Raw genomic sequence first — 15509 nt, 5'->3', positions numbered from 1 at the left:
TGTCGCGCCTTCGCTGGCGCGCGCGCGCACCAACGCCGAGCTCTTCGGCCAGCTCGCCTTCGACGCGCTCGCGCTCACCGCCCAGCTTTATCTGAGCGGCGGGGCCACCAATCCGTTCGCGTTTCCTGTTCCTGCTGCACGCGATGCTGGGCGCGGTTCTGCTCGAGGCCTGGTCGGTCTGGGCGTCGCGATCACCGTCACGGCTTTCGCCTTCCTCACCGCTATCACCTGCCGCTCATCCTGCCCCAAGGCGGCGTGGAGGAGCTGTTCCGCCTGCATGTGCAGGGCATGGTGGCGTGCTTCGCGCTCAACGCGGCGCTGCTCGTCGTTTTCGTCGCGCGCATCGGGCGGAACCTGAAGCAGCGCGACGCGCGCCTCGCGGCGCTGCGCCAGCGCGAGGCGGAGGAGGACCACATCGTTCGCATGGGGCTGCTGGCCTCCGGCGCCGCCCATGAGCTCGGAACGCCGCTCGCGACCCTCGACGTCATCCTGAGCGACTGGCGGCGCATGCCCTCCTTCGCCAAGGAGCCTGAAATCCTGGACGAAATCGCCGACATGCAGGCCGAGGTGCGTCGCTGCAAGTCGATCGTCTCCGGCATCCTGCTGTCGGCCGGCGAGGCGCGCGGCGAGGCTCCGGAGGCCACGACCGTGCGCGCCTTCCTGGCCGAAGTGCTCGACGACCGCCGCTCCGCCCATCCCGGCACGCTGATCGAGTTCGTCGAGCGCATCGAGGAGGACGTTCCGATCCTCGCCGATCCCGCGCTCAAGCAGGTCATCGCCGTCGTCATCGACAACGCTGCGGAAGCCTCGCCCGAAAAGGTCACGGTGACGGCGGTGCGCGAGGACGACCTGCTGGCGCTGCGCGTGCTCGACCGGGGCCCGGGATTTTCGTCGCAGGTGATCGCGAACCTCGGAAAGCCTTATAACTCGACCAAGGGTAAACCTGGCGGGGGGCTCGGACTGTTTCTCGTCGTCAACGTGATGCGCAAGCTCGGCGGCGCGGTCGCGGCGGCCAACCGGGAGGCCGGCGGCGCGATCGTGACGCTGACCCTGCCGCTCGCGACGCTTGCGATCGAACCGGAAGACGCCGATGCCGCCTGAACGCCTGCTGGTGATCGTCGACGATGACGAGAAATTCGCCAAGACGCTGAAGCGCTCCTTCGAACGCCGGGACTACGAGGCGTTGACCGCCGGAAGCCTCGAAGAGCTCAAGGTCCTGATCGCGACGCGCACGCCCGGCTACGCCGTGGTGGACCTGCGCCTCTCGGGCGGCGCGTCCGGCCTCGCCTGCGTGCAGGCGCTGCACGCGCATGATCCCGACATGCTCATCGTGGTGCTGACCGGCTTCGCCTCGATCGCGACGGCCGTGGAGGCGATCAAGCTCGGGGCCTGCCACTACCTGGTCAAGCCCTCCAACACCGACGACATCGAGGCGGCGTTTCAGCCGGGCCGCGGGCGACGTCGACGCCCCGCTTGTGGTGCGGCCGACCTCGATCAAGAACCTCGAATGGGAACGCATCCACGAGACGTTGATGGAGACAGGCTTCAACATCTCCGAGACCGCTCGGCGGCTCGGGCTGCACCGGCGGACGCTGGCGAGGAAGCTCGAGAAGCAGCGGGTGAAGTGAAGGGCTAAGACGGAGTGCGTGCTTCGAGACGCCTTGGCTGTTCGCCAAGGCTCCTCAGCATGAGGACCGTTTGGACGCTGAAACATCCCTCATGCTGAGGAGCGGCCCGAGGGCCGCGTCTCGAAGCACGCAGTTCGTTTCAGCCTTCGCTCACCCCACCCGCGCGAGGCCCACGCCCCCCGGGGCCGTGCGCCAGCCGAGGTCAGGCAGCGTGACGATGCGCGCGCCCTTGAGGTCCGTCGCGGTCTGGATGAAGCCGCGCTCTTCCATGTAAGCGAGCAGCCGCCGGGCCCGACCGGAAGAGCGCGTGCCGTAGGCGCGGGCGATGTCGTCGTCCGACGGGCACGGGGATTCGCCCAGCGCGGCCTTGGCGATCAGCAGGAAGACGCCGCGCATGTCTTCGGGGAGCGAGGCGGCGATGAGCGTCGCCTGGCTCCAGTCGTCCTCGGTCGCCGAGCCTTGCTCGACGCCGGCCTTTGCGAGCGCCAGCGCCTTGCGGAAGCGCGGCAGGTCCGGAGCCTCGCCGGGTAGCCGCGCGATGCGGCAGCGGACGAGAAAATCCTGATAGAGCATCGCGACCGGCTGAAACCCGGCGTCGGGCTCCTGCATCATCTCGGCGATGATCTTTGCGATCGTCTCGTCGCGCTCGGCGCCGGCGAAGAGATCGGACGGCGCCGGCGGCTCGGCGTCGCGGCGGGCCTGATCGATCTGCGCCATGACGTCCGGCGCGGCCGGACGCGGCGCCACGCGCGCCGGGCTGCTCGTCGGCGCCGGCGCGGAATATGAGGCCGGCGGCGTCCTCGACCGCGGTTCCGGGGAGCGGCGTCAGCTTCGGGCCTCCGCCGCGCGCAACCGTCTTCACCGCGCCGATCTTCACCGGTTCGGGCTTGCGGCCGATCGCCGGCCCGATCGAGACGAAGCGCCCGCGCTCGAGATTGCGGAAGGTCTCGGCCTGCCGGCGCTCCATGCCGAGAAGATCGGCGGCGCGCGCCATGTCGATGTCGAGAAAGGTGCGGCCCATCAGGAAGTTCGAGGCCTCGGCCGCGACGTTCTTGGCGAGCTTTGCGAGGCGCTGCGTGGCGATGACGCCCGCGAGCCCGCGCTTGCGGCCGCGGCACATGAGGTTGGTCATGGCGGCGAGCGACTGGCGGCGCGCCTCCTCGTCGGCGTCGCCCGAGGCGGCCGGCGCGAACAGCTGCGCCTCGTCGACCACCACTAGCATCGGGTACCAGAGGTCGCGGTCGGCCTCGAACAGCCCGTTGAGGAACAGCGCCGCGGCCCGCATCTGACGATCGACCTCGAGCCCCTCGAGGTTGAAGATCACCGACACCCGATGGCGCCGCACCCGGTCCGCGATCTGGACGAGCTCCTTCTCGCAGGCGGCCGCGTCGATCACGACATGGCCGAAGACATCCGCGAGCGTCACGAAGTCGCCCTCGGATCGATGACGCATTGCTGCACCCAGGGCGCGCTCTGCTCGAGCAGGCGCCGCAGCAGATGCGATTTTCCCGAGCCCGAATTGCCCTGCACCAACAGGCGCGTCGCGAGCAGCTCCTCGAGGTCGAAGGCCGCCGGCTGGCCGTTCGCCTTCTGGCCGATGTCGATCGCGATGGTCATGCCGTTCCCAAAACGCGCCGGCCCGCCCGCACGACAGGCCGCGAAAGACCCTGTCTGATCAGGGCTCGAGAGTCCAAGCGCAGCCGCAGCTTGTCCCCAAGAAGCGCCTCATCGGTCGCCATGCCGCGGCGGCGATGACGAAAGAGTGACATTTTTCTGAAACTTCGCGCCATTCGCCCGGCCCGCGCCTTGCTTTCGAACTCCTCGGGCCAATGATCGAAAGACCAGCGCGCAGATTGCGCTGAGAAATCACGCACATCCCTGCACGCGCGTGCCCGCCACGCGCCTCCGTGGAGGACCGGGAATGAACGCGTCGACGCTGACCATCCGCAAGAAGCTCGAAGATCTCACCGGCGACGAGGACGGCCATTCGCTCTCCAAATCGCTGAACGCGTTGTCGATCGTCGCGATCGGCATCGGCTGCATCATCGGCGCAGGCATCTTCGTGCTGACCGGCACCGCGGCGGCGAAATACGCCGGCCCCGGCATCATGCTGTCCTTCGCGCTCGGCGGCGTCGCCTGCGCGTTCGTCGGCCTCTGCTATGCGGAGCTCTCGGCGCTGATCCCGGTCTCGGGATCGAGCTACACCTACACCTACGCCACGCTCGGCGAGTTCTTCGCCTGGATCATCGGCTGGGACCTCGTGCTCGAATACGCCATGGGCGCGGCGACCGTCTCGGTCGGCTGGTCGGGCTACATGGTGTCGATCCTGCGCGACCTCGGCGTCTTCCTCCCGCCTCAGCTGACCAACTCGCTCGGCGCCACGGTGAAGCTCGCCGACGGTTCGGAGGCGACCGGCATCTTCAACCTGCCGGCCGCGCTCATCGTGATGACGCTCACCTTCCTGCTGGCGCGCGGCACGAAGGAGTCAGCGCGGCTCAACACATCATGGTGGTGGTGAAGCTCGCGGTCGTGGTCGGCTTCATCGTGATCGGCGCGTTCTACGTCGACACCTCGCACTGGGCCCCGTTCATCCCGGAAAACAAGGGCGAGTTCGGCGAGTATGGCTGGTCGGGCGTGCTGCGCGGCGCGGGCGTCGTGTTCTTCGCCTATATCGGCTTCGACGCGGTCTCCACCGCGGCCTCGGAAGCCAAGAAGCCCCAAACCGACATGCCGATCGGCATCCTCGGCTCGCTCGCCATCTGCACCGTGCTCTACATCCTCGTGGCCGCGGTGCTGACGGGTCTGGTGCCTTACGCCGACCTCAACGTGCCGGACCCGATCGCCAAGGGCGCGGACGCTGTCGGCATGGGCTGGTTCTCATGGCCGATCAAGATCGGGGCGATCGCGGGCCTCACCACCGTGATGCTGGTGCTGCTCTACGGCCAGAGCCGCATCTTCTTCACGATGTCAAGGACGGCCTGCTGCCGCCGGTGTTCTCGAAAATCCACGAGAAATACGACACGCCCTATGTCAGCCAGTACATGATCGGCGGCTGCGTGGCGCTGATCGGCGGCCTTCTGCCGATCGGGCTTCTGGGCGAGATGGTGTCGATCGGCACGCTGTTCGCGTTCATCCTCGTCTGCGGCGCGGTGATCTATCTCCGCCGCAGCGAGTCCGACGCGCACCGCCCCTTCAAGGTTCCAGGCGTTCCCGTGATCCCGATCCTCGGCATCCTGTTCTGCCTCGCGCTGATGGCGGGGCTGCCGCTCGACACCTGGATCCGGCTCATCGTCTGGATGGCGATCGGCTTCGTGATCTACTTCGCCTACAGCCGCCACCATTCGACGGTGCAGAAGCAGGCGGGGACGGCGTGAGGTTCTTCGCCGGAACATAAGAAAAGGCCGGGATCGCTCCCGGCCTTTGCTTTGATGCGAGGCTTCCTGAACCTCAGTCGTGGATGCCTCGCTTCGCCGGGCATGACGGCTCAGGCGGCCGCCTTCATCGCGTCGGCCTTGTTGATCAGCGCCTCGGCCATGCGGATCGACGCGATGTCGATCAGGCGGCCGTCGAGCGAGACCGCGCCCTTGCCGGCCTTGGCGGCCTCTTCCATCGCCACGAGGATGCGGCGGGCCTTGGTGACTTCGGCTTCCGACGGCGTGAACACGTCGTTGGCGAGCTCGATCTGCGAGGGATGGATCGCCCACTTGCCCTCGTAACCCGCGGAGGCGCAGCGACGCGCCGCCGAGAGGTAGCCGTCCGGATCGGAGAAGTCGCCGAACGGGCCGTCGACCGGGCGCAGGCCATAGGCGCGGCAGGCCACCAGCATGCGCTGCTGGGCGAACAGCCACGGGTCCTGCCAATGGGTCTCGCGGTTTCCGGCCTCGTCCTTGTCGGTGAGCACGGAGTAGTCCGGGTTCACGCCGCCGATGACGGTCGAGCGGGTCCGGCAGGAGGCGGCGTAGTCCGCGACGCCGAACGACATGGCCTCGAGCCGCTTCGACGAGGTCGCGATCGCCTCGACGTTCGCCATGCCGAGCGCGGTTTCGATCAGAACCTCGAAGCCGATCTTCTTCTCGCGCTTGATCGACTGCTCGACCTGCGTGGTCAGCATGTCGACCGCGTAGACGTCGGCCGCGACGCCGACCTTCGGGATCAGGATCATGTCGAGGCGCGGGCACTTCTCGACGATGTCGATGACGTCCCGGTACATGTAGTGGGTGTCGAGACCATTGATGCGGATCATCATGGTCTTGGTTCCCCAGTCGATGTCGTTCAGCGCCTGGATGATGTTTTTCCGCGCCTGCTCCTTGTCGTCCGGAGCGACCGCGTCCTCGAGGTCGAGGAAGATCACGTCGGCGGCGGACTTGGCCGACTTCTCCATGAAGGTCGGGTTGGAGCCCGGCACGGCGAGTTCCGAGCGGTGCAGGCGCGGAGTGGCCTGCTGGATCAGGGTGAAGCTCATTGGTCGTCTCCTCGTCGTTCGGTTCTTGATTGGTTCAGCCAATCGGGCGCTTAAGGACGGCCTTTAGGGCGGCGTCCCGCGGCGCGCAATTCGGCCTTAGAAGGTCATCGCGTCACCCCGTCGCGCCGAAGCCGACCGAGATGCAGTTGATGGAAAGCAGCAGCGCCGACTTGATCTCGTCGCGCTTGAACTCGTCGGTCTCGCCCCGGTAGAGGCGCAGCAGTTCGACCTGCTCGCGGCTCACCTGGTTGATGACCGGCAGGCGCTCGGCGAGGCGCTCGCGGAACGCGGGGTAGCGGAACGCGATCTCGCCGCCGCCGGAGACGCGCAGGCACATCTCGCAGGTGAGCGCGTATTCGGCTTCGATGAGGCCGAAGACCTCGTCACGGGTCTTCTGGTCGGGCGCGAGCTTCGAATATTCACGGGCGATCGAGAGATCGACCATCCGCAGCGTCTTCTCGACCTCATCGAGGATGAGCCGGAAGGGCTTCGATTTCTCGAACATGCGCTTCAGCAGCTCTTCGCCCTGCTCGCCCCGCACCTCGATGAAGTTCTTCAGCCCCGAGCCGATGCCATACCAGCCGGTGATGATGTGCCGGTTCTGCGCCCAGGCGAAAACCCAAGGAATGGCGCGCAGGTCCGAAAGCGAGCGCGCGCCGAAGCGGCGGGCGGGACGCGAGCCGATGTTGAGGAGCGCCAGCTCGTCGAGCGGGCTCGCGTTCTGGAAATATTCGACGAAGCCGTCGTGATTGATGAGCTGCGTGTAGATCGCGCGCGAGGCGCCCGAGAGCGCCTCCATTGCGTCGTCGAACTCCGCCTTCCAGGGCTGGACGTCGCGCATCGACAGGAGCGCGTGCTCGAGCACGGAAGCCGCGGTCAGCTCCATCTGGTAGGCGGCGGTGCCGCGGTTGGAATATTTGAACGAGACGACCTCGCCCTGGTCGGTGACGCGGTACTGGCGGTTGATCGAGCCCTGCGGCAGCGCCTCGATGGCGCGGGCGGTCGGCGCGCCGCCGCGCGACACCGAGCCGCCGCGGCCGTGGAAAAAGGCGATCGGCACGCTGGCCTGCTCGCCGACCTCGGTGAGCTTGGCCTGCGCCTTGTAAAGCTCCCAGTTGGACGCGAAGTAGCCGCCGTCCTTGTTGCTGTCCGAATAGCCGACCATCACCTCCTGGAAACCGCCCTGCCAGCGCACCGAGCGGCGAACCAGGGATCGCCAGCAGCTCTTTCATGATGGCGGGGGCGGCGCGCAAATCTTCGATGGTTTCGAACAGCGGCACGATCGGTAGCTGGCAAATCTCCACGCCCGGGCTGTCCAGATAGATCCGGGCTTCCTTGGCCAGCAGATAGACGCCGAGGATGTCGTTCACCGAGCGCGTCATCGACAGGATAAAGCAGCCGACCGCCTCGCGGTCGATGCCGGCCCGCATCTCGCCGACGAGCGCGAAGGTCGCGAGCGTCTCCCTGCTCTCTTCGGAGAGCTTCGGCAGGTCACGGAGCTTGGTGCGCGGCTTCGACAGCTCGGCGGTCAGCCAGGCGCGCCATTCGGAGCTTTCGAGATCCGGCGCCTCGTCCGGCTCGCCGCCTTCGATCGAGGCCCAGATCTCCTTCAGCGCGTTGGTGGTGCGCGTCGAGTTCTCGCGGATGTCGAGGTGGCAGGTGGAGAAGCGGAACAGCTCGACCATGCGCCGCACGGGACGCACCTGATTGACCGCGAGCGAGCGGCAGTCGCCCTCGATCAGCCCGTGCTCCAGGGTCTTGAGATCGCCGATGATCTGGTCGGCGTCGGCGTACCAGGCGCCGGGCAGGATGATCGGCTCCTCCTTGTTGCGCTCGATCGTGGCGTCGAGCTTGCGCAGGACGCAGGTGAGGAACTGGCGGAAGTGTTCGCCCGGGTTCCGCGCCGCGATCGCCTCGCCGTCGCCCGACTGGTCGAGCAGCGCCTTCAACTCCTTGCGAAACGCGACCGGCGTCGGCAGCACGCGCTCGGTGATCGACAGGTGCTTGCCGAGATCCGAGATGCGGGTGCGGAAGCGGCGCATCGAGGCGCGCGCGTTGCGCTTGAGCGTGGTGCGGGTGACGTCATGGGTGACGAAGGGGTTGCCGTCGCGGTCGCCGCCGACCCAGCAGCCGAACTGGAAGAAGGGCGGCGCCTCGAAATTGTCGTCCGGATAATGCTCGGCGAGCGAGGTCTCGAGCGAGGTCAGCACCTCGGGCAGCATCTCGAACAGGCTCTCGTCGAAGAAGTGCAGCGCCCACGAGACTTCGCGCACCACCGTCGCCTTTTCGAGCTGCAGCTCGCCGGTGAGGAAGATGAGTTCGATCTGGTCGCTGAGGTCGTTCACCAGCGCGTTGCGCTCGCGCTCGGTCCAGCGCGGCAGCTCGAGCTCGAGCAGCAGCAGATAGATCTTGCGGAGCTTCTCCAGCACCGTGACGCGCTTCGACTCCGTCGGATGCGCCGTGATGGTCGGGCGGATGCGCAGGCCCTTCAGCATCGTCTGCACTTCGGCGGCCTTGACGCCCGCGGCCGCGGCCTGCGCCAGAACCTTCGAGAAGGTGCCGTTGACCTCGGCCCGGCCGTGATTGCGCTCCGCATGGCGGCGGCGGCGCATCGCGGTGTTCTCTTCGACGATCGACAGCAGCCGGAACCAGATCCCCTGAAGCTGAAGCGCGCGGCTCATCAGCTCGGGCGTCAGCTTGGCGATGTCCGCCTCGCCTTTGAGCACCCGCTCGAGCTGCGGCTCGTGGCGGCGGCAGATCTGCAGCAGGGCGTGGAACAGGATTTCGGTCGCGGCGGTCGGCTCGGTGCCGGTGATCACCGGCGGCTCGAACGGGGCGGCCTCTTCGACCGGCGGCGCTGCTTCGGCGAGCATCGTCATCGCTTCACTCCACGGCTTTTCGGGCGGGCCGCCGACGCGGGCGCCCGGGGGGCGGGACGTTCGATGACCCGGCGCGGCGGTGGTCCGGAGGCCGCCGCGCCGATCGGACGGGCGGGCGGCCTCAGGCGGCCTTGCGGGTCTTCCCGAGCACTTCAGCAACCGTCGTGCCAAACGAGCCCGGGTCGGGGGCGACGGTCAGGCCGTATGACCGCATGATCTCGGCCTTCTCGGCGGCGCTGTCGCCGGTCGCCGAGATGATCGCCCCGGCATGGCCCATGCGCCTGCCCTTCGGCGCCGTCAAGCCCGCCACGAAACCGATCACGGGCTTCGAGAAGTTCTCCTTGATCCAGGCCGAAGCCTCGGCTTCCTGCGGGCCGCCGATCTCGCCGATCATCAGAACCGCATGGGTGTCGGGATCCTCTTCGAAGAGCGCGAGATGGTCGAGGAACGACGAGCCGTTGATCGGATCGCCGCCGATGCCGACCGAGGTCGAGATGCCGATGCCGAGCGCCTTCATCTGGGAGGCGGCCTCGTAGCCGAGCGTGCCGGAGCGCGAGATCACGCCGACATTGCCCTGCTTGTAGATATGGCCCGGCATGATTCCGAGCATCGACTTGCCCGGCGAGATGATGCCGGCGCAGTTCGGGCCCACCACCATGGTGCGCTGGCTCTTCGGGTACCGGTAGAGGTAGCGCTTCACGCGCATCATGTCCTGCGCCGGGATGCCGTCGGTGATCGAGCAGACGAGCTTTAGGCCCGCATCCGCCGCCTCCATCAGCGCGTCGGCCGCGAAGGGCGGCGCCACGAAGGTGATCGAGGTCGTGGCTCCGGTCTCCTGCACGGCTTCCTTGACCGTGTTGAAGACGGGCAGGCCGAGATGCGTCCGCCCGCCCTTTCCGGGCGTCACGCCGCCGACGACGTTCGAGCCGTACTCGATCATCTCCTTGGCGTGGAACGTGCCCTTATCGCCGGTGACGCCCTGCACGATGATCGGGGTCTTTTCGTCGATGAGAATGCTCATGGTCGTGTCCTCCCCTGTTCCTCAGGCCGCGTTCTTCTTGACGCCCTGGCAGGCGGCGACGGCCTTGCTCGCGGCCTCCGACAGCGTGTCGGCGGTGATGAGGTCGAGCCCGCTCTCGCTCAGGATCTTCTTGCCGGCCTCGACGTTGGTGCCGGCGAGCCGAACGATCAGCGGCACCTTCATGTCGACTTCCTTCGCCGCCTGAACGACGCCCTGGGCCACCCAGTCGCAACGGTTGATGCCCGCGAAGATGTTGACCAGGATCGCCTTCACGTTCTTGTCCGACAGGACGAGGCTGAAGGCGGTCGCGACGCGCTCGGGAGAAGCGCCGCCGCCGACGTCGAGGAAGTTCGCGGGGCTGCCGCCGGCGTGCTTGATCATGTCCATGGTGGCCATCGCGAGACCTGCCCGTTCACGATGCAGCCGATCTCGCCCTCGAGCCCGATGTAGTTGAGGCTGTGCTCGGCGGCTTGAGCCTCTCGCGGATCGGACTGCGAGGGATCGTGCATGTCGGCGACGTTGCGGCGCCGGAACAGCGCGTTGTCGTCGAACGACATCTTGGCGTCGAGCCAGCACCCGGTCGTCCTTGGTGACGACCAGCGGGTTGATCTCGAGCATCTGGCAGTCGGTGTCGCGGAACGCCCGGTAGGCGTTCATGATCGTCTTCACCGCGGCCGAGACCTGCTTGATGTTGAGGCCGAGCCTGAAGGCGATCTCGCGGGCTTCGAACTGCTGGAGGCCGACCGCGGGCTCCACCACCACCTGGATCAGCGCCTCGGGATTCTTCTCGGCGATCTCCTCGATCTCCATCCCGCCCTCGGTCGAGGCGATGACGCGCACGCGCTCGGCCTTCCGGTCGAGCACGTAGCCGAGATAGAGCTCGCGATCGAAGGGATCGGCGACCTCGATATAGACCCGCTGGACGGGCTTGCCCTCGGGGCCCGTCTGCTTGGTCACGAGCTTCTTGCCGAGCATGCCCTTGGCGGCGTCGCGCACCTCGTTATAAGTGCGGCAGAGCTTGATGCCGCCGGCCTTGCCGCGGGCGCCGGCATGGATCTGGGCCTTGACCGCCAGTAGGATCCGCCGAGCTCCGTGGCCGCATAGACCGCCTGGTCGGGACTGAACGCCACGGCGCCCTTCGCGACGGCCACTCCGAACCCCGAAAGCAACTCTTTCGCCTGGTACTCGTGAACGTCCATCTCGGCCTCCTCTGGTATTCAGTATGTCTGAATCTCTTGTCTTGCTCCGAAAGCAATTCTTATACGCCGGCGATCGTCCGGTCAGTCCCGACTTTCGTAAAACGCCTGATGAATCAGACTGATCGGACGATCGATCCAGTCGATCAGCCGAGCTTGTCCTTGACCACGCCATAGATCAGCTTGGTCTCGCTCCGCGCCTCGGAAAGCAGCTCCTCGAGCTCCGCCAGCCGCTCCTCGGCGAAGTCGCGGTCCTTGATCGACTTGGCGTTGACGCGCACGTTGAGCGCCGCTCATCAGCCCGGCATAGGCCGACTGCACCGCGACGCCGGCGTCCGACACCACGTTGAGATTGCCCTTATGGGCGACGACCTTCGACAGTTTGACGACCTCGGCGCAAAGCCGCGCGCATTCGAGCGGCACGTCGGTCGCCTCCTTCAGCGCCGCCTGGATCTTGGCGGTGCGGGCGGCCTTCTCGTCGTCGGTCTCGCCCTTCGGCAGGCCATAGGCCCCCATCACGGCGTCGAAGGCCTTCACGTCGTCGCCGATCGCGGTGGTGAGCTCGGCCCGAAGACGCTCGGACTCCGCCAGCACCTCCTTCAGCTCGGCTTCGACCTCGACATATTTCGGCTTGCCGATGGTGAGGTTGCAGACCATCGAGACGAGCGCGGCGCCCATCGCGCCGGAGATCGCGGCCGCGCCCCGCCGCCGGGCGTCGAGCGCTCGGAGGCGAGGTCGTCGAGGAAAGCGCCGATGCTTTGCGTCTCGGCCATCACGCCATCTCTTTCGCGAGCGCGTAGATCTCGTCGGCGTCGAACGACTGGTCGGCGGCCTCGAACAGCTTGCCGATCAGCGTGCGGTGGAGCTTGAGCTTCAGACCGCCGAGGCCGAGCGCGCCGATCGCGAGCTTGCCGTGGCGCTCCTTGGCCTTGTCCATGGCGTCGATGCCGCCGATGCCGAGCGGGGGCTGGGCGTTGTAGTCGACCAGGATCTCGATCGACTTCTCGTTCTTCCAGACGTCTTCGGCGAGCAGCTCGAGGCCGATGGCGCCGGCCGAGAACACGAGGTTCGCGCCAGCGACCGCCTTGGCGCGGTCTTCGCCGGACTTGGCTTCGATCGCCTCCACCTTCACGCCGAAGCGCTTCTCGATGTTGTCGGCGGCCTTCTGGGCCTTGTCCAAAGCGCGGCCCACGACAGCGACGGTCGCGCCCTCCTTGCCGAGCATCGCGGCGGAGCGCATGCCGACCGGACCGGTGCCGGCCAGGATCACGGCGCGCTTGCCCTGAACCGAGCCGCCGGCGGCTTTGACCGCGAGCGCGACGCCGGCGGCGGCGGTCGTGTTCGAGCCGTTGGAGTCGAGCATGGTGGAGACGCGGAACGGGCCGAAGAAGCGCTTCTGGACGGCGTCGTAGACCGCCTCGCCGGCCGCCATGTCGCCGCCGCCGACGAAGATCGCGGTCGACTGCTTCTCCTTGCCGCCGCGGGTGTAGATCGTGCCGTCCACATAGGCGCCGACGTTGTCGGGCGTCACGCCGCCGTAACCGGTGATGTGGTCGGCGCCGCCGTCATAGCCCACCACCACGTCGAAGACGCTCGGGGTCGGGTCGGTGTCGAACTGGAAGAGCAGCTTCTTGGTCATCGCCTGTCCTTGGGGCCCTTGCGGCCTCGCTTGTGCGGGCCGCTACGGCCCTCGGGGCCCGTCTTCGGAGCCCGCTGGTGTTCCTAAATCTCCGGCCGGCGGGATGTCAGCCGGCCGTTTCGCGTCCTGCTCGCCGGCGGATTGCGCGGCTGCGGAGGCGGCAAGCGCGCCCGCGACATACGGGCGATCCGCGTCGGACTGCGGGGCCGCGGCGTCGTCGCCCCGGCCCGCGTTCTCGATGAACGCGTTCTTCAGCGCCGCGAGGTCGGCCTCGCGGCGGCGTCCGCGCTCAGCCTCCGTCATTCGACGACGTTGGACGGCTTGCCCGCCACGAAGTTCTCGACGTTGTCGATGAGCTGGTCGGCGAGGATCTGCATCGCCTCCTTGGAGGCCCAGGCGACATGCGGCGTCACGATCAGGTTCGGCAGGTCGGCGTCGCACAGGATGTTGCCGTCCTTCGGAGGCTCCTGCGCCACGACGTCGAAGCCTGCGCCGCCGATCTCGCCGCTCTTCAGCGCCTCGAGCAGCGCCGCCTCGTCGACGAGGCCGCCGCGCGCCGTGTTGATGAGAAGCGCATGCTTCTTCATCTTCTTGAACTGCTCGGCCCCGAACATGTTCTTGGTGTCGGGCGTCAGCGGCACATGGATGGTGATGGCGTCCGACTGGGTCAGCACGGTCTCGAAATCGACCAGCCCCTCCTGCGGGAAGACGTCATAGGGCAGGATCTTCATGCCGAGCGCTTCCGCGCGCTTGCCGATCGACTTGCCGAGCGCGCCGTAGCCCACGATGCCGAGCGTCGAGCCGGCGATGTCGTAGATCGGATAGTCGAAGTAGCAGAACTGCGAGGACTTGTTCCAATCGCCGCGCTTCACCGAGTTGGCGTAGGGCACGATCGCGCGGCGCAGCGAGAACAGCAGGCCGATGACGTGCTCCGGCACGGTGTTGAAGGCGTAGCCGCGGATGTTGGAGATCGTGATCCCCTGCTCCTTGGCCTGCTTCTTGTCGACGATGTCGGTGCCGGTCGCCGCGACCGCGATCAGCTTGAGCTTCGGAAGCTGCTTCAGCGTCTCGGCGCGCATCGGCACCTTGTTGATCAGCGCGATGTCGGCGTCCTTGAGACGCTCCACAATGTCCTCTGACGTCCAGGTCGAGTCATATTCGACGTAGTCGTGCTCGAAATTCGGACGGCGGACGTTGGCGTCGACGCTCTCGCGGTCGAGAAAGACGATCTTGCGGCTCACGGCGTTTCCCCGGTGTTGGGCCGCGGGTTGGCTCCCGCGGCCAGGTCGTGATGGCGGACATTATGGCGCGCGCGCAGCCCGTGGCACACTGGCGTGCCACGGGCTGCTGAACTTTCGCGCGATCAGGCCGCCTTGGGGGCCGGCTCAGCCTTGGCGAGCGGGTTGTCGCGCAGATATTCCTGCGCGGCGCCGACGCCCGAGCCCCGCTTGGATCTTCACGCCGTTGTCGAGCATCGACATCTCGGCGCCCGAGAGCGCGCCGAGCAGCATAAGCTCGTTCAGGTCGCCGATATGGCCGATGCGGAACACCTTGCCGGCGACCTTCGAGAGGCCCGCGCCGAGCGCGAGGTTATAGCGGTTGTACGCGTGGCTGATGATCTTGGCGGCGTCGATCCCTTCCGGAGCCAGGATCGCCGACACCGTGTCGGAGTGCCAACGGGGCGACTTCGCGCAGAGCTTGAGGCCCCAGGCGTCGACGGCCGCGCGGGTCGCCGAGGCGAGCACGTGGTGGCGGTGGAAGATGTTCTCCAGACCCTCGTCCTCGATGCACTGAAGCGCCTCGCGCAGGCCGTGCAGCAGGGGCGTGGCGGGCGTGTAAGGGAAGTAGCCCGAGGGGTTGGTGTTGATGTGGTCCTGGAAGTCGAAATAGACCTTGTTGAGGCCCGCGTTCTTGCGCACGCCCAGCGCCTTCTGGCTGACGCAGACGAAGCCGAGGCCGGCCGGGAGCATCAGGCCCTTCTGGGAGCCCGACACCGCGCAGTCGACCTTCCATTCGTCGAAGCGGAAGTCGATCGAGCCGAGGCCCGAGACCGAGTCCACGAACAGCAGCGCCGGGTGGCCGGCGGCGTCCATCGCCTTGCGGATCGCGCCGATGTTGGAGGTGACGCCCGTCGCGGTCTCGTTGTGCACGACCATGACGGCCTTGATCCGGTGCTCCTTGTCCGCGACCAGAGCCTCCTCGATCTTCTCCTCATGGGCGCCCGTGCCCCATTCCTCTTCCTGGACGACGACGTCGAGGCCGAGGCGCTGGGCCATGTCGGTCCAGAGGTGGGAGAACTGGCCGAAGCGCGCGGTCAGCACGCGGTCGCCGGGGGCGAGCGTGTTGGTGAGCGCCGCTTCCCAGCCGCCGGTGCCGGAGGACGGGAAGATGAAGACCTGGCCGTCCTTGGTCTTGAAGACCTTCTTCAGGCCCTCGTAGAGCGGCTTGGTCAGCTCCGGGAAGATCGGAGAACGGTGGTCCTCCTGGCTGACCACCATGGCGCGGAGAACCCGCTCCGGAACGTTGGTCGGACCGGGGACGAAGAGAAAATTGCGACCGGGGCGTCTCGCCATGGTTTCCTCCTTTGGAGCCTTCTTGGCCGGCAAGATAGCCGGTGCGTTAAGTTTGACTATGCGACAGCTAGTCACGGATTTTGAAAAACTGAAACCTTCAGACATTCTGTC

General features: G+C 67.0%; 7 protein-coding genes and 6 pseudogenes. 3 read left to right on the top strand and 10 right to left on the bottom strand.

Features of this window, described 5'->3' with window-relative positions; all coding sequences use genetic code 11:
- The first annotated feature begins 255 nt into the window (after positions 1-255).
- Both K6K41_RS15920 and K6K41_RS15915 read left to right on the top strand, forming a co-directional pair.
- A complete protein-coding gene (locus K6K41_RS15920; protein ID WP_261401331.1) occupies positions 256-1101 on the top strand; it encodes a sensor histidine kinase in 846 nt (281 codons plus the stop codon).
- Positions 1091-1628 (top strand): annotated as a pseudogene (locus K6K41_RS15915) (response regulator transcription factor). Before K6K41_RS15920 ends, K6K41_RS15915 begins: the two are co-directional and overlap by 11 nt.
- 150 nt (positions 1629-1778) lie before the next feature.
- Here K6K41_RS15915 and K6K41_RS15910 read toward each other — a convergent pair.
- Positions 1779-3245, bottom strand: a pseudogene (locus K6K41_RS15910) (helicase HerA domain-containing protein).
- Between the two features lie 304 nt (positions 3246-3549).
- On the opposite strand from K6K41_RS15910, the pseudogene K6K41_RS15905 reads away from it, so the two are divergent.
- Positions 3550-5002 (top strand): annotated as a pseudogene (locus tag K6K41_RS15905) (amino acid permease).
- A 110-nt stretch (positions 5003-5112) separates the two neighbouring features.
- On the opposite strand, the gene K6K41_RS15900 reads toward K6K41_RS15905, so the two are convergent.
- From K6K41_RS15900 to K6K41_RS15860, 9 genes and pseudogenes are all read right to left on the bottom strand, one after another.
- Complete coding sequence (locus tag K6K41_RS15900; RefSeq protein ID WP_261401330.1) at positions 5113-6090, bottom strand: HpcH/HpaI aldolase/citrate lyase family protein; 978 nt, start codon at positions 6088-6090, stop codon at positions 5113-5115.
- Between the two features lie 112 nt (positions 6091-6202).
- A pseudogene (locus tag K6K41_RS15895) lies at positions 6203-8969 on the bottom strand (phosphoenolpyruvate carboxylase).
- Positions 8970-9090: 121 nt separating this feature from the next.
- On the bottom strand, positions 9091-9990 hold the full coding sequence (sucD, locus tag K6K41_RS15890) for a succinate--CoA ligase subunit alpha (RefSeq protein WP_261401329.1): 900 nt from the start codon (positions 9988-9990) through the stop codon (positions 9091-9093).
- Between the two features lie 21 nt (positions 9991-10011).
- Entirely contained in the window at positions 10012-11361 is a 1350-nt protein-coding gene (gene sucC / locus K6K41_RS15885; protein WP_261401328.1) for an ADP-forming succinate--CoA ligase subunit beta, read from the bottom strand.
- Positions 11333-11959: pseudogene (gene fchA / locus K6K41_RS15880) on the bottom strand (methenyltetrahydrofolate cyclohydrolase). Before fchA ends, sucC begins: the two are co-directional and overlap by 29 nt.
- Entirely contained in the window at positions 11959-12825 is an 867-nt protein-coding gene (locus K6K41_RS15875) for an NADP-dependent methylenetetrahydromethanopterin/methylenetetrahydrofolate dehydrogenase (RefSeq protein ID WP_261401327.1), read from the bottom strand. The pseudogene fchA and the gene K6K41_RS15875 overlap by 1 nt, the downstream one beginning before the upstream one ends.
- A gap of 42 nt (positions 12826-12867) precedes the next feature.
- Entirely contained in the window at positions 12868-13128 is a 261-nt protein-coding gene (locus tag K6K41_RS15870) for a hypothetical protein (RefSeq protein ID WP_261401326.1), read from the bottom strand.
- Positions 13125-14066 carry a D-2-hydroxyacid dehydrogenase gene (locus tag K6K41_RS15865; RefSeq protein WP_261401325.1) on the bottom strand — a complete coding sequence of 314 codons (942 nt, stop codon included), beginning with the start codon at positions 14064-14066 and terminating at the stop codon, positions 13125-13127. Before K6K41_RS15865 ends, K6K41_RS15870 begins: the two co-directional genes overlap by 4 nt.
- Positions 14067-14188: 122 nt before the next feature.
- Positions 14189-15398: pseudogene (locus K6K41_RS15860) on the bottom strand (aminotransferase class V-fold PLP-dependent enzyme).
- Positions 15399-15509 lie beyond the last annotated feature (111 nt).

Source organism: Chenggangzhangella methanolivorans (assembly GCF_019797865.1).
Lineage (GTDB): Bacteria > Pseudomonadota > Alphaproteobacteria > Rhizobiales > Methylopilaceae > Methylopila > Methylopila methanolivorans.
Note: the sequence above shows the minus strand (reverse complement) of the source record. Positions and strands in the feature narration are given on the sequence as shown.